The organism is Streptomyces rubiginosohelvolus (genome assembly GCF_014649875.1).
Taxonomy (GTDB): domain Bacteria; phylum Actinomycetota; class Actinomycetes; order Streptomycetales; family Streptomycetaceae; genus Streptomyces; species Streptomyces rubiginosohelvolus.
Genome location: NZ_BMTW01000020.1, coordinates 116,811 through 123,076 on the forward strand (window position 1 = coordinate 116,811; position 6,266 = coordinate 123,076).

The window sequence follows — 6,266 nt, forward strand, 5'->3', positions numbered from 1 at the left end:
GAGCACGATGGCGACCATGGCGGAGTGCCGCAGCGCACTCGACAGACTTTCCGACAACCTCGCAGCCGCCGAGGGCGACGTGCGCAGCGCGGCTGCCCTCGACCGCTCGCTGAGCTGCCACATCAAGGATCTCGACATCACGTTCACCGGCCGGCTGGCCGATGGCCGGATCCGGGTGGCGGACACGGTCGAGGGACCGCCCAGGGAGAAGGCCGAGATCAGGCTCGCGATGACGGGCGACGATCTGGTGGCCCTGGTGGACGGCGACCTGAACTTCGCGAAGGCGTGGGCATCGGGCCGCGTACGCCTGGAGGCGGGCTTCAGGGACCTGCTGAAACTGAGATCGCTGCTGTAGGAAGCTGCAGGAAATCAAGCCCGTCCGGCGATTGAGGACAAGCCTTTCAGGCGGCAACCTTCCGCGCCTTGCGTGCCGCAGGCACGACCAGCGGCGTCCCCGTCTCCGGATCGTCGATCACCTGGCACCGCATCCCGAACACCCGCTCCACCAGCTCCGCGTCGACGATGCCCGAGGGCGCCCCCTCGGCGACGATCGCCCCGTCCCGCATCGCGATGAGATGCGTGGCGTACCGCGCGGCGTGGTTCAGATCGTGGAGCACGGCGACCAGCGTGCGCCCCTGCGTCTCGTGCAGTTCGGCGCACAGGTCGAGGACATCGATCTGGTGCTGGATGTCGAGGTACGTCGTCGGCTCGTCGAGCAGCAGCAGCGGCGTCTGCTGGGCCAGCGCCATGGCGATCCACACCCGCTGGCGCTGACCGCCGGACAGCTCGTCGACGTAGCGCTCGGCCAGCTCGGCCACCCCGGTGGACTCCATGGACTCGTTCACCACCCGCTCGTCCTCCGGCGACCACTGCCGCAGCAGCCCCTGGTGGGGGTAGCGGCCGCGGGCGACGAGGTCGGCGACGGTGATCCCGTCGGGGGCTATGGAGGACTGCGGCAGCAGCCCCAGCGTCCGGGCGACCTTCTTCGCGGGCAGCTGGTGGATGGTCTGCCCGTCGAGCAGCACCTGCCCCTGGCTCGGCTTCAGCATCCGGGCGAGGGCCCGCAGCAGGGTCGACTTGCCGCAGGCGTTGGGGCCGACGATCACGGTGAAGGAGTTGTCGGGAATCTCGACCGAGAGGTTCTCGGTGATGACCCGCTGGTCGTAGCCGAGGGTCACCGATTCTGCGGTGAGGCGCTGCATGGTCGTACTCCCGGAGTTGGTGAGGTGAAGCGGTACGGCGCGGGGCACGGGCGGACCACCGAGCAGCACCAGGTTAGGTTAACCTATCTTCCTCTTTGTGCCACGGGTCCCGGCGACCGCCCCACACGCTCAACGCCCTGACGAAGAAGGGGCGTCCGGTTCAGAACTGGAGGCCGGTTCAGAGCTGGAGGCCGGCGATGGCCTTCCCCGTCTCCAGCCCGCACACACCCGCACCGGCGAAGGCCCAGGCCGCCGCACAGAGCGCCCGCAGCCCGTCGAGCGCGTCGCCTTCCCCGTCCAGGGCCAACGCGTCCCCGCGCACGGCGGCCGTCCAGCCCCCGCAGCGGTACGCGTCCCCGTCCGGGATCACCTCGGGCTGCCCGGTCAGCAGCCCCCGCAGGTCCCGGTCCACATAGGTCGGCCGGTGCTCCGGCGGGGCGGCGAGGAGCTGGGCCGCGTCGGTCACCCCGGTCAGCACGAGCAGCGAGTCCACGCCCCCGTTGAACGCCCCCTCGATGTCCGTGTCCAGCCGGTCCCCGACGACGATCGGCCGCTTCGCCCCGGTCCGCAGCACGGTCTCGCGGTGCATCGGCGGCAGCGGCTTCCCGGCCACCTGCGGCTCGGCCCCGGTGGCGATCCGGACGACCTCGACCGCGGCCCCGTTGCCGGGGGCGATGCCCCGGGCGCTCGGGATGGTCAGGTCGGTGTTGGACGCGAACCACGGCAGCCCGCGCCGAATGGCGAAACTCGCCTCGGCGAACCGTCCCCACGGCATGTCCGGCCCGCCGTACCCCTGGACCACGGCGGCCGGGTCGTCGTCCGCCGACTCCACCGGCTCAAGACCCCGCTCCCGCAGCGCGACCCGCAGCCCTTCGCCGCCGATCGCCAGCACCCGTGCCCCGGGCGGCAGTTGGTCGGCCACCAGCCGGGCGACGGCCTGGGCGGAGGTGATCACGTCGGAGGGTTCGGCGGGCACGCCCAGCTCCGTCAGGTGCTCCGCCACCGCGTCCGGCGTCCGCAGGGCGTTGTTGGTGACGTACGCGAGGTGCATGCCCCCGGCCCGCGCGGTGGCCAGCGATTCCACGGCGTGGACGATGGCCTCGCCGCCCGCGTACACCACCCCGTCGAGGTCGAGGAGAGCGGTGTCGTACGCCTCGCTCAGCGCCGTGGCACTCCCCGACGGCCGAACGCCGTCCTGCTGGTGGCTCATATGGTTCGCTCCTCTTCGCTCTGCTTCTGCCCCGATCATCGCGTATGCCCCAAGCACACATACGATGCCCTGATGAACACTTCAGGTCCCGTCGACCAGGGGCTGCGGCTGATCCCGTTCCGCGGACTGCGTTACGTCCCCGAGCGGGTCGGCAGCCTTGCCGCCGTGACCTCGCCCCCGTACGACGTGGTCGTCCGGCCGGACGGGCTGCACCACCTGGAGTCCGCGGATCCGCACAACATCGTGCGCCTCATCCTCCCCCAGGCCGACACGGCCCGGGACCGGCACCGGCAGGCGGCCGACACGCTGGACCGCTGGCTGGCCGAGGGGGTCATCGCCCCGGACCCGGACCCGGTGCTGTACGTCTACGAGCAGCGCAACGACGAGATCCTCCAGCGGGGCCTGATCGGCGCGCTGGCCCTCTCCCCCGCCGCCGAGGGGATCGTGCTGCCCCATGAGGACGTCATGGACGACGTCGTCGCGGACCGCGCGGAGCTGATGCGTACGACGGGGGCCCATCTGGAACCGCTGCTGCTGACGTACCGCGGCGACGGGAGTACGCCGACGGGCGCGGGCGCCGTGATCGACCGCACGGTTCTGCGGGAACCGCTGCTCGCCACGACCACGGAGGACGGCTTCCGGCACCGGCTGTGGGCGGTGACGGACCCGTCGGACCGGCGCGAGATCGAGACAGACCTGGCCCGGCGCCAGGCGCTCATCGCGGACGGCCACCACCGCTGGGCCACCTACCTCCGGCTCCAGCGGGAGCAGAGTGCCCCGGGCCCCTGGGACTACGGCCTGGTCCTCCTCGTCGACACGGCCCGCCACCCGCTCCAGGTCCGCGCCATCCACCGCCTCCTGCGCGGCCTGCCGGTCTCCCGGGCCCTGAAGGCGCTCACCGGCCATTTCCGCGTCCAGCGGGTCGAAGGGCCGCTCCCCCGGGCCCTCGACGCCCTGGCCGAGGCTGCGGCCGCCGGCAACGCGTTCCTCCTCGCCGGCGACGGAGGCTTCCACCTGGTGGACCGCCCCGACCCGGCCCTGCTGGCCCGCACCGTCCGGGCGGACCGGCCCGACGCCTGGCGCACCCTGGACGCGACGGTCCTGCACTCCGCGCTGCTCGACGAGGTGTGGCGGATCCCCGACGCGCCCGAGCACATCGGCTACATCCACGACACGGCGGCAGCCGTCGAACAGGCGGAACGCCTCGACGCCACGGCGGTCCTGATGCATCCCGTACGCGAAGAGGTCGTCCGGGACCTGGCCCGGCAGGGCGTGACGATGCCCCGCAAGTCGACATCGTTCGGCCCGAAGCCGGCCACGGGCCTGGTCATGCGGAGCCTCACCCTCGACTGACCACCCGCTGACGAAGCCGACGAGCTCACGAAGAAGGGGCGGCACTCCGGTCGGAGTGCCGCCCCTTCTTCTCATGTCAGTCTTCTCATGTCAGCGATCAGGCCTTGGCGGAACCGTCCTCGGGGCCGTCCTCGTCACGAGGCGCGGCCTCGCCGGCCGTGTCCGTCTCGTCGTCACCGAGGACGTCGACGAACTCCACGCCGTCCAGCTCGGCGAGCCGGTCCGACGCGTCCGTGGCACCGTCCTTGTCGGCCTCCAGCGCCTTCCCGAACCACTCCCGGGCCTCGTCCTCGCGCCCGGCCTCCAGCAGGGCGTCCGCGTACGCGTACCGCAGACGCGGGGTCCACGGCTGTACGGAGCTGGACGCCAGCTCGGGGCTCTGGAGCGTCACGATGGCGGCGTCGATCTGGCCCATGTCGCGTCGGGCCCCGGCGGCCACGAGCCGCATCTCGACCTGCCCGGCCTTGTCCAGCTTCTGCACCTCGGGCTCGCCGGCCATGGCCATCGCCCGCTCGGGCCGCCCGAGCCCGCGCTCGCAGTCCGCCATGACGGGCCACAGCTCCACGGACCCGGTCATCCGCCGGGCCGCCCGGAACTCGGCGAGCGCCTCGGCGTACTTCTGCGTCGCGTACGCCGCGAACCCGGCCGCCTCACGGACGGCGGCGACGCGGGACGCGAGCCGGAGCGCGATCCGGGAGTACGCGTACGCCTCCTCGGGGTCCTCGTCGATCAGCCGGGCCACCATGACGAGGTTGCGCGCGACATCCTCGGCCAGGGTCTTCGGCAGGCTCATGAGCTCCTGGCGTACGTCCTTGTCGATCTCGTCGCCCGTGACGTCGTCCGGAATCGGCAGCCGCTTGATCGGCTCGCGGTCGCGGTCACGGTCCCGGTCATCGCGCCCCCGGAATCCGCCACGGTCCCGGTCGTCACGCTGGCCACCGCGGTACCCGCCCCGGTCGTCGCGGCGGAACCCACCGCCCCGGTTGTCGTCCCGACGGAACCCGCCACCGCGGCTGTCGTCACGTCGGAAGCCACCACCGGAACCGCCCCGGTCCCGGTCACGGTCACGGTCGTCGCGACGGAAGCCGCCGCCGGAAGGCCGGTCGTCGTCGCGACGAGAGCCACCCCGGTCGTCACGCCGGTCGAAGCCACCGCTGGGACGGCCACCCCGGTAATCACGCCGGTCGAAGCCACCGCTGGGACGGCCACCCCGGTCATCACGCCGGTCGTCACGCCGATCGAAGCCACCGCTGGGGCGGCTACCCCGGTACCCACCACGGTCGTCATCACGACGGGGCCCACGGTCACGGTCCCGGTCGTCACGACGGAAGCCGCCGCCAGAGGGCCGGTCGTCGTCACGACGGGGACCGCGCGGGCGGTCGTCACGCCGGTCGAAGCCACCACCACGGTTGTCATCGCGACGGAACCCGCCGCCGGAGCCACCACCACGGCTGTCATCACGGCGGAAGCCACCACCAGAAGGCCGGTCGTCGTCACGACGGGGGCCGCGCGGGCGGTCGTCACGCCGGTCGAAGCCACCACCACGGTTGTCATCGCGACGGAACCCGCCGCCGGAGCCACCACCACGGCTGTCATCACGGCGGAAGCCACCACCAGAAGGCCGGTCGTCGTCACGACGAGGGCCGCGCGGGCGGTCATCGCGCCGGTCGAAGCCACCGCTGGGGCGGCTACCCCGGTACCCACCACGGTCGTCATCACGACGGGGCCCACGATCCCGGTCCCGATCCCGGTCGTCACGACGGAAGCCGCCACCGGAAGGCCGGTTGTCGTCCCGACGGAACCCACCGCCGGAACCGCCACCCCGGTTGTCATCGCGACGGAACCCACCGCCTGAGCCACCACCGCGGTTGTCGTCACGGCGGAAGCCGCCACCGCTCGGCCGGCTGTCGTCACGGCGCGGGCCGCGGTCGCGGTCCCGGTCGTCGCGGCGGAAGCCGCCACGGTCGTTGTCGCGTCGAGGTGCGCCGGAACCGGACCGGTCGTCACGACCACCGCGGTAACCGCCCCTGTCACCGCCGTCCCGGCGACGCGGCTCGCGCTCCGGACGGTCGTCGGGAGAGTTGGTGGACATGGGTGTGACTCCTGTCTTCGGGTACCACAGACATTCTCGCGCAGCCGACCGGCCGACGCGCTTCGGAAAAACAAAAGGACCCCTGGTCCCAGCGTGAACGCTGGGACCAGGGGTCCTTGAAAGATTGTTCGGCGGCGTCCTACTCTCCCACAGGGTCCCCCCTGCAGTACCATCGGCGCTGAAAGGCTTAGCTTCCGGGTTCGGAATGTAACCGGGCGTTTCCCTAACGCAATGACCACCGAAACCCTATCGGGTTCTAGCGAACAAGCACACTCTTCAATTAAGTAGTGAAACTGTTCAACCGGTGCGATAACTGTTCGCAACCCGGGAACAACACAGTGGACGCGAGCAACTGAGGACAAGCCCTCGGCCTATTAGTACCAGTCAGCTCCACCCGTTACCGGGCTTC

At 71.5% G+C, this 6,266-nt stretch carries 6 protein-coding genes and 2 rRNA genes (1 of these 8 only partly in view); 2 read left to right on the plus strand and 6 right to left on the minus strand.

Annotated elements, in window-relative coordinates:
* Nucleotides 1–7 precede the first annotated feature (7 nt).
* Nucleotides 8–355: an SCP2 sterol-binding domain-containing protein gene (locus IE134_RS31010; protein WP_030721415.1), complete on the plus strand. Its 348-nt coding sequence runs from the start codon at nt 8–10 to the stop codon at nt 353–355.
* Between the two features lie 46 nt (nt 356–401).
* Here IE134_RS31010 and IE134_RS31015 read toward each other — a convergent pair whose 3' ends face one another.
* Nucleotides 402–1,202 (minus strand): ABC transporter ATP-binding protein, encoded by an 801-nt coding sequence (locus IE134_RS31015; protein WP_030721413.1) that lies wholly within the window; start codon nt 1,200–1,202, stop codon nt 402–404.
* Between the two features lie 178 nt (nt 1,203–1,380).
* On the minus strand, nt 1,381–2,412 hold the full coding sequence (locus IE134_RS31020; protein WP_098020263.1) for an HAD-IIA family hydrolase: 1,032 nt from the start codon (nt 2,410–2,412) through the stop codon (nt 1,381–1,383).
* 72 nt (nt 2,413–2,484) lie between these two features.
* On the opposite strand from IE134_RS31020, the gene IE134_RS31025 reads away from it, so the two are divergent.
* Nucleotides 2,485–3,765 (plus strand): DUF1015 family protein, encoded by a 1,281-nt coding sequence (locus tag IE134_RS31025; protein ID WP_189432399.1) that lies wholly within the window; start codon nt 2,485–2,487, stop codon nt 3,763–3,765.
* Between the two features lie 97 nt (nt 3,766–3,862).
* Here the strand turns inward: IE134_RS31025 and IE134_RS33965 are convergent, their stop codons facing one another.
* The 4 genes from IE134_RS33965 to IE134_RS31040 form a co-directional block, all read right to left on the minus strand.
* Complete coding sequence (locus IE134_RS33965) at nt 3,863–4,558, minus strand: tetratricopeptide repeat protein (protein WP_030721405.1); 696 nt, start codon at nt 4,556–4,558, stop codon at nt 3,863–3,865.
* Nucleotides 4,555–5,262, minus strand: coding sequence for a hypothetical protein (locus IE134_RS34315; protein ID WP_229823777.1), 708 nt, complete (start codon nt 5,260–5,262; stop codon nt 4,555–4,557). Before IE134_RS34315 ends, IE134_RS33965 begins: the two co-directional genes overlap by 4 nt.
* Before the next feature lie 721 nt (nt 5,263–5,983).
* Nucleotides 5,984–6,100 (minus strand): 5S ribosomal RNA (gene rrf, locus IE134_RS31035).
* 111 nt (nt 6,101–6,211) lie between these two features.
* Nucleotides 6,212–6,266 (minus strand): 23S ribosomal RNA (locus IE134_RS31040) (it continues 3,111 nt past the right edge of the window).

Bases quoted from the DNA above. Each gene is read 5' to 3' on its own strand.
- IE134_RS31020 (WP_098020263.1), bottom strand. From the start codon at position 2,412: ATGAGCCACCAGCAGGACGGCGTTCGGCCGTCGGGGAGTGCCACGGCG.
- IE134_RS31015 (WP_030721413.1), bottom strand. From the start codon at position 1,202: ATGCAGCGCCTCACCGCAGAATCGGTGACCCTCGGCTACGACCAGCGG.
- IE134_RS31010 (WP_030721415.1), top strand. From the start codon at position 8: ATGGCGACCATGGCGGAGTGCCGCAGCGCACTCGACAGACTTTCCGAC.
- IE134_RS33965 (WP_030721405.1), bottom strand. From the start codon at position 4,558: ATGAGCCTGCCGAAGACCCTGGCCGAGGATGTCGCGCGCAACCTCGTC.
- IE134_RS31025 (WP_189432399.1), top strand. From the start codon at position 2,485: ATGAACACTTCAGGTCCCGTCGACCAGGGGCTGCGGCTGATCCCGTTC.